This is a genomic window from Variovorax sp. Sphag1AA, assembly GCF_014192575.1.
GTDB lineage: Bacteria > Pseudomonadota > Gammaproteobacteria > Burkholderiales > Burkholderiaceae_C > Variovorax.
The window spans coordinates 485,090-499,619 of sequence record NZ_JACHYC010000004.1; the positions used below are offsets into that span (position 1 = coordinate 485,090).

Here is a 14,530-nt window from a genome sequence, read left to right on the forward strand (position 1 = left end):
TCAACCCAGCAGGCGACCGACGCGCGCTTCGCCGGCGAGTTTCCAGATCCTGGCGCACGCGGCCTTCGCTTCATCCGCCGTCGCGCCTTCCCCGTACAGCGCGAGGCGCTGCATCTTGTCCTCGATCTCGGCGCGGCTGAGGGTGTTGCCCGGATCGCCCTTGGGCTCATCGACCCGCCCCGAGAGGGTTCGCCCGTCATTCGTCGTGACGCTGACCTTGCCGATCCAGCGTGCCGGATAGGCGGTGTCGACCTCGCGATCGAGTTCCATCATGACCTTGTCGCGGAATGCGGCGACCTCGGGCGCAAGGAAGTCGCGATCGAACTCGGTGAGCCCCGCGCGCCCGTGAACCGCAATCAGGCCCAGAACCGTGCCCATCGAGAACTTGGCCTGATGCACCGTGGAGGGCACCACGACGCGGCCGAGCACATCGATCGCACCTTGATGCACATGCGTGACGACGCGCGCGATGTCGCCGGCCTTCAGCTTGTTCTGCTGCATGACCTGCAGCAGCGCATCGGCAGCCGGATGCGTGTGCCGGCACGACGCATGGAACTTGAAGGATGTCTCGGCCAGCGTCCAGCGCGTGCCCAATCCATCGGTGAGCTTGGCCGGGTCGGCATCGGTCGACATGCCCACGCCCAGGCCTTGCGCGCCTTCCAGCACGCGCGCCGCACCGGTGAAGCCGTCCTTCGCGAGATAGGCCGACATCAGACCGGCTGCAGCAGCATGCGCGCAGTGCAGTTGCTTGGAATCCGCTGCGTCGCGCAGGAACTCCCAGACGCCAGCGGATTGCGTACCCGCCGAGCCGAAGGCATGGAGCATCTGGGCCGGCGTGAGATCGAGCAATCGCCCCACGGCCGCTGCAGCCGCGAGCGTGCCTGCAGTGGAGGTGGTGTGAAAGGTCCGGTAGTGCGAACGCCCGAGAAACTCGCCGACGCGGATACCGACCTCGTACCCCGCCACCACGGCAGTCAGCAACTGCTTGCCACTCGCACCGAGCGCCTGCGCCACCGCGAGTGCCGGCGCAAAGACCACCGCCGCCGGGTGGAACACCGAGCCGTTGTGCACATCGTCCTGCTCGACATAGTGCGAAGCCGCCGCATTGACGAGCGCGGCGAACACCGGGGAAGTCGTGCGGCGCGAGATCAACACCTCGCTCGGACCATCCGCCGGGCCCATCATCTCGGCGAAGCGCTGAATGCTGCGCACCGGCCGCGCAGACCGTGCAGCAAGCACCGAGCCGAGCCAGTCGAGCATCAGGTCTTCGGCGCGGCGGACGACCGCGTCGGGAATGCGCTCGAACGAGAGTTCAGCCGCAAAGGTGGCGAGCGCCTGGCTGGGGTGATTGGATGTGGTCATGACTTGTCTTGCCTCAAACGGTGCCTTCGGCGCGCAGCGCGGCGATGGCGTCCTTGTCGTAGCCGCACGCGGCCAGGATCGAATCGGTGTGTTGCCCCAGCGTCGGCACGGCATCCATGCGCGCATTCCATTCGCGCGGCATGCCGGGCGGCTGCAGCGCGGGGATCGGCCCCGCACCGGTGCGCACCTCGGTCCAACGCTCGCGCGCCTTGAGCTGCGGGTGGTTCCACACGTCGTGCATCGTGTTGACCTGCGCGGTCGCGATCTGCGCGTCGTCGAGCCGCTTCATGATCTCCACCGCGGTGAACGGCGAGAAGGCCTGCACGATGATCTCGCGCAGCGCATCGCGCGAAGCGGTGCGCTTCGTGTTCGACGCAAATCGCTCGTCGGTCGCAAGCCCCGGCTGCTGCAGCACCTTGGCGCAGAACACCTGCCACTCGCGCTCATTCTGGAGGCCGAGCATCACCAGCTTGCCGTCGCCCGCCGGAAACGGCCCGTAGGGATAGATCGTCGCGTGCGCCGCACCCGCGCGCGGCGGCGGGTCCGCGCCGTCGAACGCGTAATACATCGGGAAGCTCATCCACTCGACCATGCTCTCCAGCATCGACACATCGATGCGGCAGCCCTTGCCCGTCTTGCCGCGCTGCAGCAGCGCCGCGAGGATGTTGGTGTACGCGTACATGCCCGCCGAGATGTCCGCGATCGAGCAGCCTGCCTTGGCCATTTCGTCAGGCGTTCCGGTCACCGACAGAAAGCCCGACTCGCTCTGGATCAGAAGGTCGTACGCCTTGCTGTCACGGTAAGGGCCGGGCTTGCGCGCATCGTCGCCATAGCCGGAGATGTCGCAGACGATCAGCCCCGGGTGCGAAGGCGACAGCGCCTCGTACGAGAGCCCCAGCCGCGCAGCCGCGCCGGGCGCGAGGTTCTGCACCAGCACGTCGGCTTCGGCAACCAATCGCTGGAGGATCTCCTGTCCCTTCGGATGCTTCACGTCGAGCGTGAGGCTTTCCTTCGAACGATTCGTCCAGACGAAGTGCGACGCGAGCCCATGCACACGCTGGTCGTAGGCACGCGCGAAGTCGCCGCTGCCGGGCCGCTCGACCTTGATGACACGCGCACCCAGGTCCGCTAGTTGCCGCGTGCAGAACGGCGCCGCGATCGCGTGTTCAAGCGTGAGAACGGTGATGCCTTCGAGCGGGCGCATCAGAAGCTCCTCGGCATGCCCAGCATGTGCTCGGCAACGTAGCTGAGGATGAGGTTCGTCGAGATCGGCGCCACCTGGTAGAGCCGCGTCTCACGGAACTTGCGCTCGATGTCGTATTCGCAGGCAAAGCCGAAGCCGCCGTGAAACTGCAGGCAGGCATTGGCCGCCTCCCACGAGGCCTTGGCCGCGAGGTACTTCGCCATGTTGGCCTGTGCACCGCAAGGCTCGTGCGCGTCGAACAGGCGACACGCTTCATAGCGCATCAGGTTCGCCGCCTCGACCTCGATGAAGGCTTCGGCAATCGGAAACTGCACGCCCTGGTTCTGTCCGATCGGACGGCCGAAGACCACGCGCTCCTTGGTGTATGCGGTCACCTTGTCGATGAACCAATAGCCGTCGCCGATGCACTCGGCCGCGATCAGCGTGCGCTCCGCGTTGAGTCCGTCGAGGATGTACTTGAAGCCCTGCCCTTCCTCACCGATGAGGTTCTCCGCCGGAATCTCCAGGTTCTCGAAGAACAACTCGTTCGTCTCGTGATTGACCATGTTGAGGATCGGCTGCACCGTCAGGCCGTTGCCGATGGCTTCACGCAGATCAACGATGAAGATCGACATGCCCTCGGACTTCTTCTTGACGTCTGCCAGCGGCGTGGTGCGCGCGAGCAGGATCATCAGGTCCGAATGCTGGATGCGCGAGATCCATACCTTCTGCCCATTGATGACGTAGCGGTCGCCCTTCTTCACCGCCGTGGTCTTGATCTTGGTGGTGTCGGTGCCGGTGGAAGGCTCCGTCACGCCCATCGACTGCAGGCGCAGATCGCCGGTCGCGATCTTCGGCAGGTACTTGCGCTTCTGCTCTTCGGAGCCGTGCCGCAGCAGCGTGCCCATGTTGTACATCTGTCCGTGACAGGCTCCAGAGTTGCCGCCGGCGCGGTTGATCTCTTCCATGATCACCGAGGCTTCCGTCAGGCCCAGGCCGGAGCCGCCGTACTCATGCGGGATCAGCGCGGCCATCCAGCCGGCCTTGGTCAACGCATCGACGAACTCGGCAGGGTAGGCGCGCTGCTCGTCGATCTTGCGGAAGTACTCGTTGGGGAATTGCGCGCACAGGTCTCGCACGGCGTCGCGGATGTCCTGGAAGCGCTGGTTGGAATGGCTCATGGTGATCGTGGATTCAAATCGTTGTCGGTTCAGGCGAAGCGCGCGTTGGCTTGCATGAGCAATGCCCCCTGCCCGTCTTCAGCCCACAGCGTGACGCTGCCATCGGCCCCTGCCGCATGCCCGCGCACGCGCAGCGGCTTGCCGCAGGTCAGCGGTCGCACGGCCTTGAAGCTGTAGGCGCGTACCGCGCGGCCCGGGTTGTTCTGCTGCGCCGCTTCGAGCAACAGCGTGGCGATGAGCGGCCCATGCACGATGAGATCGTCATAGCCCTCCACCTGCGTCACATACGGAAAGTCGTAGTGGATGCGATGGCTGTTGAAGGTCAGCGCCGAATAGCGGAAGAGCAGCGGTGCATCTGGCAGATGGTCCACTGTCCACGCCGCATCGGCCGGCGGTGTCTGCGGCGGTGCGGACTCGCCTGGCTTGGGAGCCTCGCGATACACGATGTCGTGGAACTCCCGCTGCAGCAGCGCGCCGCCCGCATGCACCTCATGCTGCACCTTGACGAAGACCAGCGCGCCGCCCTTGCCCTGCTTGAGATTCACATCGACCACTTGCGAGGTCTTGGTGGTCGGCGTGCCGAGCTTCAGCGGCTCGAAGAATTCGAGCTGGCTGCCGGCCCACATGCGTCTTGGCAGCGGCACCGGCGGCAGGAAGCCACCGCGCGCCGGGTGCCCATCGGGCCCCAGTCCGTTCTGCGGCGCGATCGGCAGGAAATAGCACCAGTGCCACAGCGGCGGAAGTGCGCGACCCGGCTGCCATGACTGGCCGTCGTTGCGCACGGTCGCAGCCATGGCGCTGGCGGTCCAGGGCGACATCAGTTCTTGGTGCGTCTCGGTGCGGCCGATCCAGCTGCGCAGGTGGTCGAGGTCCAGGGCTTCGGTCATCGTGTGCGTCCTTGCTTCGGATCAATCCTTGCGCGGGCCGCCCGCTTCATGCTCCACGCGCTGCCAGAGCTCGATGCCCATGGGGTCGTCGATCTCTTCGAGGATGTGGCCCACGAGGCCGATGGCACGCGCCATCACGCCCAGCCCGCGAATGATGCGCCACGGAAAGCCAAACTCCGCCGCGATCGCGCCGATCGCGCCGGTGGCATTGATCGGCAGGGACTTGCCCGAAACGCGTTCCGCCTCCGCCTGCACCGCCTGCATGAGCGCGACGTAGTGGCCCGAGAGGCCGTTTTCTTCCGCGATCTGGAACAGGCGCGGCGTGCGCGGATCGATCGGCTTGTGCATCGGATGGCCCAGTCCGGGCACGATGGCCTTGCGCGAGCGGAAGTCCGCGACGATTTCGCGCGCCATTTCCTCGAGCGGACGCGTCGGCTTCTCGCCGAAGGGGATCTTCTCGTACAGCATCTTGGCCGCACCCTCGGTGCTGCCGACGAACACGGTACCCAGGCCGCACAGACCGGCGGCCACGGCCGCCTGCAACGCCTCGGGGGCGCCGGTGTAGGTCAGGCGGGCGGCGAGCGCACTGGGCGTGATGCCGTGTTCCACCAGCGTCACCACGATGGCGTTGAAGACAACCGACTCCTGCGGTGTCGGGATGCGGCCGGTCAGCTCCAGGAACGCCATGTCGCCCAGGTTGAGGTGGCCGAGGATCTCGGACGGCAGGTCGCGGCCGCGCACGGTGATCTTGTCGGGCGTGCTGTAGCCGAGTTCGGTGTGCAGGGATTTCTTGATCTTGGTCATGGGAAGGAAATCTATCCATCTGCGGGCGTTGCTGGTCTGTGATTGCCGAACCCTCCCTTCAGGAAATGCGAATGCCGCTTTGCGAGGCCTTCTGGCACGCTCCGGCCCAGCTTTCATCCAGCCTCGAGACAGGCACGAACAGAGACCATGGACCACGAATCACTGGCGGCGATCCGCGAAGCCGCAACCGACTACTTCACCCGCAGCGGCAGCATCCGCCGCTGCCGCACGCTCATCGAAGAGCCCGCCGACGCCGGTCGCGACGCGGCGAGCTGGGCCGAGATCGTTGCGCTCGGCTGGCCCGGCATGCTGGCGCCCGAATCGGCGGGCGGGCTTGCGTTCGACTTGTCAGGCGCGGCCGAAATCCTGCGTGCGGCCGGTGAGCACGTCGCGCCCGAGCCGCTACTGGCCATCGCCGGCCTGGGCGCCCTGCTGCTGCGCCAGCTTGACAGCGCCCCGGCACGCGCACTGCTCGAAGAGCTCGTCGCCGGCACGAGCTTGCCAGCACTCGCCTGGCAGGAAAGCGCGGGCGACCTGAGCGACGTGCCGCTGGAATGCGGCGTCGAACTTGGCCCGCAAGGCGCACTGCTGGAGGGCGAAAAGCTCATGGTGCTGCCCGGCGCATCGGCCACCGGCTGGCTGGTCTCCGCACGTGGCGACGACGACACCGTGCTGCTCTGGGTGCCGCGCGGCACCGCGGGCGTGACCGAAACCCTCACGCGGCTGGTGGATGGCGAGCACGCCGCGACGCTGCGCTTCGATCGCGTCGCGCTGCCTTCCGGCGCAGTGCTGGCACAGGGCGAAGCCGCCCGCAACGCGCTGCGCCACGCACTGGCCGGCGGCCTGATCTTGCAAGCAGCCGAACTGGCCGGGACCGGTCAGGCGATGCTCCAGCAGACCCTCGCCTATCTGCGCACCCGCGTGCAGTTCGGCAAGCCGATCGGCACCTTCCAGGCCTTGCAGCATCGCGCGGTCGACATGTTCATCCACCTCGAGGTCGCACGCGCCACGCTGACAGAGGTGCTCGCGCTGGCCGACGACCCGTCCGTGAGCATCGAACGCCTCGAAGCCGAAGCGAGCCGCGTCAATGCGCGCTGCACTGCCGCCGCACTGCAAGCCTCGCGATCGGCCGTGCAACTGCATGGCGCCATCGGCTACACGCAGGAATGCGACCTGAGCCTTTTCTACAAGCGCACGTTGCGTCTGTCGGCATGGCTCGGAAACGTCACCACGCACCAGCGCCGCTATGCCGCGCTGGCCGAAACGGGCGCGCGCTCGAACGAGTCCGTCGAATGGAGCGGCGACTTCCCGCGCACCGCCGACTGGAGCGCGATGACCGAGCCGGACTTCCGCCGCATGGTCCGCGCCTTCCTGCAGCAGCGCTATCCGTCACATCTGCGATACCTTTCGCACCGCGCGCGCTGGAGCGAAATGCGTGAGTGGTACCTCACTCTCTCCGCGCAAGGGTGGGTTGCGCCCGCATGGCCGCAGGCGCACGGCGGCATGGGGCTGCCGGCCGACAAGATGATCGCGTGGATCGAAGAGCTGGAGCAGCACGGAGTCGCGCGCGCACCCGACCAAGGCATCGTGATGATCGGCCCGCTGCTCATTCAGCACGGCACGCCCGAACAGCAACAGCGTTTTCTGCCGCGCATCCTCGCTGGCGACCATGTGTGGTGCCAGGGCTATTCAGAGCCCAACGCCGGTTCCGACCTTGCAGGGCTCCGCACCGAGGCCCTGCAGGCACGCGATGCCGAAGGCGACCACTTCGTCGTCAACGGCCAGAAGATCTGGACCACGCTCGCGCAGGACGCCAATCACATCTTCATGCTCGTGCGGACCGACAAGGACGCGAAGAAGCAGGAAGGCATCAGCTTCCTGCTTTGCGACCTGCGCACGCCGGGCATCACCATCCGTCCGATCCACACCCTCGCGGGCGAACCGGAGTTCTGCGAAGTGTTCTTCGACAACGTGCGCGTGCCCGCGGACAACCTCGTCGGCAAGCTGCACGGCGGATGGACGATCGCGAAGGCGCTGCTCGGCTTCGAGCGCATCTTTCTCGGCAGCCCGAAGCAGTCGCAATACGCGCTCGGCCAGCTTGCGCGGCTCGCGCACGCCAAGCGCCTGTTCACCGACTCGGTGTTCACGCAGCGTTACACCGCGTTGCGCCTCGACGTGGCCGACCTTGCCGCGACTTACACCGACTTCGCCAACATCGTGAAGGCCGGCAAGCCGCTGCCGCCCTCTGTTTCATTGCTGAAAATCTGGGCCAGCGAAACCTATCACCGCATTGGTGCGCTGCTGGTGGAGGCCAGCGAGGAACAAGGTGCGATCGCCGGCGACCAGGCCATCGACGGGCAGACCTTCAACACGCTCTCGCCGCTGATCGGATCGACCTCCGCCATGATCTACGGCGGCACGAACGAGATCCAGCGCAACATCCTCGCGCGGCAGGTTCTGGAGCTCTGAAGCTATCGACGTTGCCCCAAGGGGCAACTACGATTGCACTTTGCACTGATAGGCGTCCACCCCAAGCTTTTGCTGCAATGCCGAGCGGGCATCGCGCAAGGAACAAACAGGAGAAGAGGCCTCGAGCGCTTCATGACACGCCAGAGGCTGTGGGTCCATCCGCCGCCGGAGACACGGTGGCATCGCTGCAAAGGAGTCTTCCATGGCAACGAAGAAGAAGCCGAACTTCCTCATCCTCTGGGGTGATGACATCGGGCAGTCCAACCTCAGCATCTTTACCAAAGGCTTGATGGGGTATCGCACCCCCAACATCGACAGCATCGCGGAACAGGGGGTGCTGTTCACCGACTACTACGGCGAACAGAGCTGCACTGCGGGACGTGCGTCTTTCATCACGGGGCAATGCGGCTTGCGCACCGGGCTCACCAAGGTGGGCCTGCCGGGCGCAGAGCTGGGCATGCGCGCCGAGGATCCGAACATTCCGGAACTCCTCAAGGACCTGGGCTACGCCACCGGCCAGTTCGGCAAGAACCATTTCGGCGACAGGGATGAGCATCTTCCGACGATGCACGGCTTCGACGAGTTCTTCGGCAACCTCTACCACCTCAATGCCGAGGAAGAGCCCGAACTGCCGGACTACCCGGACCCGAAGGAGTTTCCGGAATTCAGGAAGAAGTACGGCCCGCGCGGCGTGCTCCACTGCTGGTCCGACGGCAAGGGCGGACAGAAGATCGACAACACCGGCCCGCTCACGAAGGAGCGGATGAAGACCGTCGACACCGAATTCCTCAAGGCGGCCAAGGAGTTCATCACCAAGGCCAACAAGGACGGCAAGCCGTTCTTCCTGTGGTTCAACACCTCGCACATGCACTTCCGCACCCACATCGAGGACCGCATTCGCGGCCAGGCGGGACGCTGGCAGTCCGAATACCACGACTGCATGGTCGAGCATGACAAGCAGATCGGCGAGATGCTCGCGCTGATCGACGAACTGGGCATCGCCGACAACACCATGGTGATGTACAGCACTGACAACGGCCCGCACATGAATTCATGGCCCGACGCGGGCATGACGCCGTTCCGCAACGAAAAGAACTCCAATTGGGAAGGCGCCTACCGCGTGCCGTGCATGGTGCGCTGGCCGGGTGTCGTCAAGCCGGGCACGGTGTGCAACGAGATCGTGAGCCACCAGGACTGGCTGCCCACCATCGTCGCGGCGGCGGGCGACCCCGACGTCAAGGAGAAGCTGAAGAAAGGCCACAAGGCCAACGGCAAGAACTTCAAGGTCCATCTCGACGGCTTCAACCTCGTGCCGTATCTCACCGGCAAAGCCAAGAAGCCGGACCGCAAGGGCTTCTTCTACTTCACCGACGACGGGGATCTCGCCTGCCTGCGCTACGACAACTGGAAAGTCGTGTTCATGGAGCAGCGCGCCGTCGGCACGATGCGGATATGGGCCGAGCCCCTGGTGACCCTGCGCGTGCCGAAGATCTTCAATCTGCGCACCGACCCCTACGAGCGTGCGGACATCACATCCAACACCTATTACGACTGGTTGCTCAACCACGTCTTCATCCTGGTGCCAGCGCAGGCGGGCGTCGCGGAGTTCCTCCAGACCTTCAAGGAATTCCCGCCGCGCCAGAAGGCCGCCAGCTTCGGCGTGGACCAGGTGATGGAAAAGATGATGGACGCGGCCGGCGGCGGCCAGCGTTAGACGGCCACAAGCCCAACCAGCCCGGAAGCGTGCCCAGGCGCCTTCCGGGCGCCTCACCGTCGATTCGTCATGGATGCCAAGACGCTCGTCCTGACCGCGTTCCAGATCGCGATCATCGGGACGGTGTTCAGCTACGGCCTTCAGGCCACCCGCGACGACGTGATCTACATCGTCCGGCAGCCGGGCCTGATGCTGCGCTCGTTGCTGGCGATGCTGGTGATCGTTCCGATCATCGTGGCCGTGTGCATCAAGCTGCTGGACATACCGCGCGCCACCGAGGTCGTGCTGATGGCGCTGGCCATCTCGCCGATCCCGCCGCTGCTGCCGAAGAAGCAGCAGAAGGCCGGCGGCGTGACGCCGTACGGGCTAGGCCTGCTCTTGCTGCTGGGGCTCATCTCCATCGTGACGGTGCCCCTGTCGGTCATTGCGCTCGATCATTTCTTCGAGCAGCCGCTCTCGACGCGCCCGGACAGGATCACGAAGATCATCCTTGCCATGGTGGTTGCGCCGCTTGTGGCCGGGCTGGCGTTCTCCAAGCTGCTGCCGCGCATCAGCGAAAAGCTCGTGAAACCGCTGCGCCTCATCGCCACCGCCCTGCTGGTCCTCGGCACGCTCGCGTTGCTCGCCGGCACCTGGCACGCGATCTGGGATGCCACCGGGCACTGGGCAGTGATTTCGATCGTCGCTTTCATCGTTCTCGGCCTGCTGGTCGGCCATCTGCTGGGTGGGCCCGACCCCGACACGGCCTCGGTGCTGGCGCTGTCCGCTGCATCGCGGCATCCGGCGATCGCACTGGCAGTGGCCTCGAGCAACTACCCCGGCGAACAGTTCGCGCCAACGCTGATCCTCTACGTCCTCCTGAGCGCGGTGGTGTGCCTCCCCTACGTGGGCTGGCACAGACGCCGTGCAAGACAGGAGCCTTCTTCCCAGTGACACGGAGGTGACGACCCATGGCTTCCTCTCCAAAGGCGCCTGACGAGAGCACCCAACTGGCACGCGAACGGACCACGCTCGCGGTCGAGCGCAGCTTCCTCGCGTTCGAACGCACGCTCATGTCATGGCTGCGCACGTCGCTGTCGATGATCAGCTTCGGCTTCACGCTGGTGAAGTTCTTCGAATACGTCGTGGACCAGCGCGGCACACCCATCGTCGGACGGCTGGGCGCAACCTGGTCGCCAAGGGCGCTGGGACTGAGCATGGTGGCGATCGGCACCGGCGCATTGCTGCTCGCGGTGATCCAGCATGGTCGCCGCGTGAAGGCACTGCAGGCCCAGGGGCTTGTAGCGCAGTGGAACCTCGCCTACTGGGTCGCCATCCTGGTGGCCGCGCTCGGCATGTTCGCGCTCGTCTCGATCGTTTCCGGGGCCTAGGCCGGAACGACATGAACTTCTCCGCGGGCTCGCTCTGCGCTGCGCTGGTCTTCGCGCTCGCCTACGGTGCGGGCGGCTGGTTGTCGGCGTCGGAAGCGGTGGAGCGCTTCTGGATGCGTCGCCGATGGATCTCCGCGGCGGCAGGTATCTCGGTGGCCTACGTCTTCATCGACGTGCTGCCCGAGCTCGAATTCCAGCGACATGCGCTCGTGCAGGCCGCCAACATCGAGTTCCTCGCGGAGCAACGCATCTACATGCTGGCGCTGCTGTCGTTCGTCGTCTTCTATGGGCTCGAACACATCGTGCTTGTCAGCCGCGATCGCCGTCGGCAGCTTGCAGGATCCGGCGCAATCGATACCGAGTACCTGCTTCAGCTCGCAGGCTATGCGGCCTACAGCGCGCTGATCGGCTACCTCCTCATCGAACGCGCTGAGCGTGGCGCCTTCTCGCTTCTGGTCTATGCAATCGCAATGGCCGTTCACTTCCTCATCGTCGATCACGCGCTCGAAGAAGAACACGGAGAAGCCTATGGCCGACGCGGCCGCTGGATCCTTGCATCGAGCGTTCTCGCCGGCTGGCTCGTCGGCGTGCTGATGCCGTTATCGGAAGCGATGGTCGCGCGACTCTTCGCCGTGCTGGCCGGGGGCGTGGTCATCACCAGCCTGCGCGCGGAACTGCCTGACGAACGCGAAGGCCGGTTCTGGCCCTTCTCAGTGGGCGCAATCGGGTTCGCGCTGCTTCTGCTAGCGGCCTAGCGTGCCCGTCAGGGCAGCGAAACGCCCCCCGCCTCCGCCGCCGCGCGAACCTGCGCAGGCCAGTTGATGTTGCCCGGATCCTGCCCGCTTGCCATGCCCATCAGGTACGCGGGCTCGGCCGCGACATTGCGGAAGCCACGCGACACGCCCGGCGGAATCGCGATCGTGTCCCATGTCTCGAGCACCACGCTGCGCTCGCCCGCCGGACCCCAGAACACTTCCCACCGCCCGGACAACGCGACGAACACCTCCTGCGTCAGATGGTTGTGCAGCGGCGCCGACTTGCCTGGCTCGCAGCGGACGATGTTGAGATGGAAGCCTTCCGCCTGCAGCGGTGCGGCCGGCGGCGTCCCCAGCACGCGGTAGGTCGTCCGCTCGCAACCCGGGATGCCCGCATCGACATAGTCGTCCGTCGCACGCAGCGAACGGAACCGAGCGAGGCGGGCTTCCATCTCGGCGACAGTGGGGTTCGCGTCGGTGATGGGCGCTGTCATTGACATGGGGACCTCCATGTTCGATCGTGCGGATGATGCCGCCCCTTCGGGGCGAACGCAAAGCGCTGCCTTGTGATACACCGCCACGACGATGAACCAGAACGCCTCGCTCCACTACGACCGTCTCAGCCAGCTCTTTCATTGGGTCACCGCCGTGGTCGTGACCATCGCATTCATCCTCGGGCCGGGCGGCTTCGGCCGCATGATGCGCCAGGGGGTCGACCCCGCCACCCGCATCGACATCGTCTGGCACGAGTCACTCGGCATTCTGGTGCTGGTGTTGACCGTGCTGCGTCTCGTCTGGGTCGCGCTTCGTCCGGCCACTCCGCGATTCGCAATGCCCGGGTGGATGCATGTGGCATCCAAGATCGTGAACATCGTGCTGTGGGTGCTGCTCCTTGCATTGCCCGCCACTGCGTTCCTGGCCCTGGGGAGCGAGAGTCATCCGCTCACGCTGTTGGGTGGCGTGCGCGTCGACAAGATGCCACTCATTGCCGAATCCGCCATCGCGGGTCTCGCCGATTGGGGCGACGTACACAAGTTTCTCGGCGATTCGATCATGTGGCTGGCCGGCCTGCACGCCATTGCCGCGATCTTTCATCACGTCGTGCTCAAGGACGGCGTGCTATCGGCGATGGTCTCCCAGCGGAAGTCCGGCTGAACGGCTGAGCAGCTGACGACGGGACGCGGCCTCGCTGCACCAAGGTGCAATAGACGAGGCGCGGGCAAGCTCCCCAGAATGCCCTTGGGCATTCATCACCTCCGCACCTGCAGTCGGCATCCCACCGATCGAATTGCAGCTTCGGCTCGCCGGGCCCCCTGCGGAGACTCCTAGGAGAGCATCGTGAAGCGCAGCACTTTGATCGCAATCAGTTCGTTGGGCGTCCTGACCTTGTTCGCGCAGCAGCATGCGCCCGCATCGGCAGCGGAATCCTCCGGCAGCGCCGCAAATCTGACGCGGCCCTCGCCCGACATGGCGATGTCTCTCGAATACGCCAAAGTGCTTGCGGCACAAGCCTATGTGTGGGGATGGCCACTGGTGAACATGGTCAACCGCTTTTCCACCATCACGCAGGCGCCGCAGCCGGGCCTGATGAATGGTGTGCTGCCTGTCGCGCCTGCGGGAAGGCTCGCGATGCTGCACGACTACATCGATCCGTCCGAGACCTTCGTGACTTGCCCCAATCAGGACGTGTCGTATGGCCTTGCGTACTTCGATCTCAGCAAGCAGCCGGTGATCCTGCAGGTACCCGACTTCGGCAAGCGGTTCTGGGTCTATGCCATCTATGACCATCGCACCGACCAGATCGGTCAGCTGGGCAAGCCCTACGGCAGTAAGCCAGGCTTCTACCTGCTCGTCGGGCCCCACTGGAAAGGCAAGGTGCCTCAGGGCATCAACGGCGTGATCCATTCGAGCACGGCGATCGCCAACGTCATTCCGCGTGTCTTCGTCGATGACACGCCGGAGGACAAGGCTGCAGTGCAACCCGTGCTGAACAAGATCAACGTCTATCCGCTCACCGAATTCAACGGCAAGGTCAAGGAGATGGACTGGGCCAAGCTGCCGACCTTCTCCGGCGGCGCGAAGTCCGAGGGCGAAACCAGGTGGGTGCAGCCCGAGAAGTTCTTCGACCAGTTCGAGACCGTGCTCGACCAGGTGCCGCCGCTGCCGGGCGAGGAAGCCATGTACGCCAACTTCAGGGCTTTGATCGACATCCGGAAGAAAGACGACGCCATCCGCAAGGCCATGGACGAAGTCGCCCAACAGACGGAAGACACGGCGATCAAGTCGATGTTCAGGTGGTCGGTCAACGGCAAGCCGGCCGGCAACGGATGGAACCGCTCGCTGCACAACGCCGAGTGGGGCATCGACCACTACCAGCGCACAAGCACCGCGCGCTCGAACATGTTCGACAACCGTCCGACCGAGACGCAGTACTTCTACACGGACAACGACGAGAGCAACGCTCAGTTGGACGGCAAGTCGCAGTACACCGTGACTTTCCCGAAGGGCCAGACGCCACCGGTCAAGGGATTCTGGTCGCTGACGCTCTACAACGAGCATCACCTGTTCGCGCCCAACGATCTCAAGCGCTATTCGCTGGGCACCAAGAGCAAGTCGCTCAAGTACAACGACGATGGATCGCTGACGCTCTACATCGGCCACGCATCGCCGGGCAAGGACAAGGAGTCCAACTGGCTGCCTGCGCCTGATGGCACTTTCTCTCTCTACATCCGTGCCTACTGGGGCGAGAAGCCAATCATCGACGGCAGCTGGAAGCCGCCGGTGATCAAGAAAGCGGTCTGACCA

General features: G+C 65.1%; 13 protein-coding genes. 7 read left to right on the plus strand and 6 right to left on the minus strand.

Features of this window, described 5'->3' with window-relative positions:
• Genes FHW64_RS18340 through FHW64_RS18360 form a run of 5 tightly spaced genes read right to left on the minus strand, consistent with a single transcriptional unit; the run spans position 1 to position 5,417 of the window.
• Entirely contained in the window at positions 1-1,362 is a 1,362-nt protein-coding gene (locus FHW64_RS18340; RefSeq protein ID WP_184528740.1) for an MmgE/PrpD family protein, read from the minus strand.
• A gap of 13 nt (positions 1,363-1,375) precedes the next feature.
• Positions 1,376-2,566: a CaiB/BaiF CoA-transferase family protein gene (locus FHW64_RS18345; RefSeq protein ID WP_184528742.1), complete on the minus strand. Its 1,191-nt coding sequence runs from the start codon at positions 2,564-2,566 to the stop codon at positions 1,376-1,378.
• Complete coding sequence (locus FHW64_RS18350) at positions 2,566-3,726, minus strand: acyl-CoA dehydrogenase family protein (protein WP_184528744.1); 1,161 nt, start codon at positions 3,724-3,726, stop codon at positions 2,566-2,568. The genes FHW64_RS18345 and FHW64_RS18350 overlap by 1 nt, the downstream gene beginning before the upstream one ends.
• 29 nt (positions 3,727-3,755) lie before the next feature.
• A complete protein-coding gene (locus FHW64_RS18355) occupies positions 3,756-4,613 on the minus strand; it encodes a MaoC family dehydratase N-terminal domain-containing protein (RefSeq protein ID WP_184528746.1) in 858 nt (285 codons plus the stop codon).
• 21 nt (positions 4,614-4,634) lie between these two features.
• Positions 4,635-5,417 carry a citryl-CoA lyase gene (locus FHW64_RS18360; protein WP_184528748.1) on the minus strand — a complete coding sequence of 261 codons (783 nt, stop codon included), beginning with the start codon at positions 5,415-5,417 and terminating at the stop codon, positions 4,635-4,637.
• 147 nt (positions 5,418-5,564) lie between these two features.
• Between FHW64_RS18360 and FHW64_RS18365 the strand changes: the two genes are divergently transcribed.
• The 5 genes from FHW64_RS18365 to FHW64_RS18385 all read left to right on the plus strand — a co-directional run bounded on the left by FHW64_RS18365 (position 5,565) and on the right by FHW64_RS18385 (position 11,725).
• Positions 5,565-7,886, plus strand: a complete 2,322-nt coding sequence (locus FHW64_RS18365; RefSeq protein WP_184528750.1) for an acyl-CoA dehydrogenase — start codon at positions 5,565-5,567, stop codon at positions 7,884-7,886.
• A 202-nt stretch (positions 7,887-8,088) separates the two neighbouring features.
• Positions 8,089-9,600 (plus strand): arylsulfatase, encoded by a 1,512-nt coding sequence (locus tag FHW64_RS18370; protein ID WP_184528752.1) that lies wholly within the window; start codon positions 8,089-8,091, stop codon positions 9,598-9,600.
• A gap of 69 nt (positions 9,601-9,669) precedes the next feature.
• Positions 9,670-10,533, plus strand: a complete 864-nt coding sequence (locus tag FHW64_RS18375) for a bile acid:sodium symporter family protein (RefSeq protein ID WP_184528754.1) — start codon at positions 9,670-9,672, stop codon at positions 10,531-10,533.
• Positions 10,534-10,550: 17 nt separating this feature from the next.
• Positions 10,551-10,970 carry a YidH family protein gene (locus FHW64_RS18380; protein ID WP_184528756.1) on the plus strand — a complete coding sequence of 140 codons (420 nt, stop codon included), beginning with the start codon at positions 10,551-10,553 and terminating at the stop codon, positions 10,968-10,970.
• A gap of 11 nt (positions 10,971-10,981) precedes the next feature.
• A complete protein-coding gene (locus FHW64_RS18385; RefSeq protein WP_184528758.1) occupies positions 10,982-11,725 on the plus strand; it encodes a hypothetical protein in 744 nt (247 codons plus the stop codon).
• An 8-nt stretch (positions 11,726-11,733) separates the two neighbouring features.
• Here the strand turns inward: FHW64_RS18385 and FHW64_RS18390 are convergent, their stop codons facing one another.
• Positions 11,734-12,225 carry a cupin domain-containing protein gene (locus tag FHW64_RS18390; protein ID WP_184528760.1) on the minus strand — a complete coding sequence of 164 codons (492 nt, stop codon included), beginning with the start codon at positions 12,223-12,225 and terminating at the stop codon, positions 11,734-11,736.
• A gap of 85 nt (positions 12,226-12,310) precedes the next feature.
• On the opposite strand from FHW64_RS18390, the gene FHW64_RS18395 reads away from it, so the two are divergent.
• Together FHW64_RS18395 and FHW64_RS18400 are read left to right on the plus strand one after the other, a co-directional pair.
• Entirely contained in the window at positions 12,311-12,880 is a 570-nt protein-coding gene (locus tag FHW64_RS18395) for a cytochrome b (protein ID WP_184528762.1), read from the plus strand.
• 183 nt (positions 12,881-13,063) lie between these two features.
• A complete protein-coding gene (locus tag FHW64_RS18400; protein ID WP_311733328.1) occupies positions 13,064-14,527 on the plus strand; it encodes a DUF1254 domain-containing protein in 1,464 nt (487 codons plus the stop codon).
• Positions 14,528-14,530 lie beyond the last annotated feature (3 nt).

Excerpts from the sequence above, each read along its gene's own strand:
- FHW64_RS18340 (WP_184528740.1), bottom strand. The coding sequence starts at position 1,362 with ATGACCACATCCAATCACCCCAGCCAGGCGCTCGCCACCTTTGCGGCT.
- FHW64_RS18345 (WP_184528742.1), bottom strand. The coding sequence starts at position 2,566 with ATGCGCCCGCTCGAAGGCATCACCGTTCTCACGCTTGAACACGCGATC.
- FHW64_RS18350 (WP_184528744.1), bottom strand. The coding sequence starts at position 3,726 with ATGAGCCATTCCAACCAGCGCTTCCAGGACATCCGCGACGCCGTGCGA.
- FHW64_RS18355 (WP_184528746.1), bottom strand. The coding sequence starts at position 4,613 with ATGACCGAAGCCCTGGACCTCGACCACCTGCGCAGCTGGATCGGCCGC.
- FHW64_RS18360 (WP_184528748.1), bottom strand. The coding sequence starts at position 5,417 with ATGACCAAGATCAAGAAATCCCTGCACACCGAACTCGGCTACAGCACG.
- FHW64_RS18365 (WP_184528750.1), top strand. The coding sequence starts at position 5,565 with ATGGACCACGAATCACTGGCGGCGATCCGCGAAGCCGCAACCGACTAC.
- FHW64_RS18370 (WP_184528752.1), top strand. The coding sequence starts at position 8,089 with ATGGCAACGAAGAAGAAGCCGAACTTCCTCATCCTCTGGGGTGATGAC.
- FHW64_RS18375 (WP_184528754.1), top strand. The coding sequence starts at position 9,670 with ATGGATGCCAAGACGCTCGTCCTGACCGCGTTCCAGATCGCGATCATC.
- FHW64_RS18380 (WP_184528756.1), top strand. The coding sequence starts at position 10,551 with ATGGCTTCCTCTCCAAAGGCGCCTGACGAGAGCACCCAACTGGCACGC.
- FHW64_RS18385 (WP_184528758.1), top strand. The coding sequence starts at position 10,982 with ATGAACTTCTCCGCGGGCTCGCTCTGCGCTGCGCTGGTCTTCGCGCTC.
- FHW64_RS18390 (WP_184528760.1), bottom strand. The coding sequence starts at position 12,225 with ATGTCAATGACAGCGCCCATCACCGACGCGAACCCCACTGTCGCCGAG.
- FHW64_RS18395 (WP_184528762.1), top strand. The coding sequence starts at position 12,311 with ATGAACCAGAACGCCTCGCTCCACTACGACCGTCTCAGCCAGCTCTTT.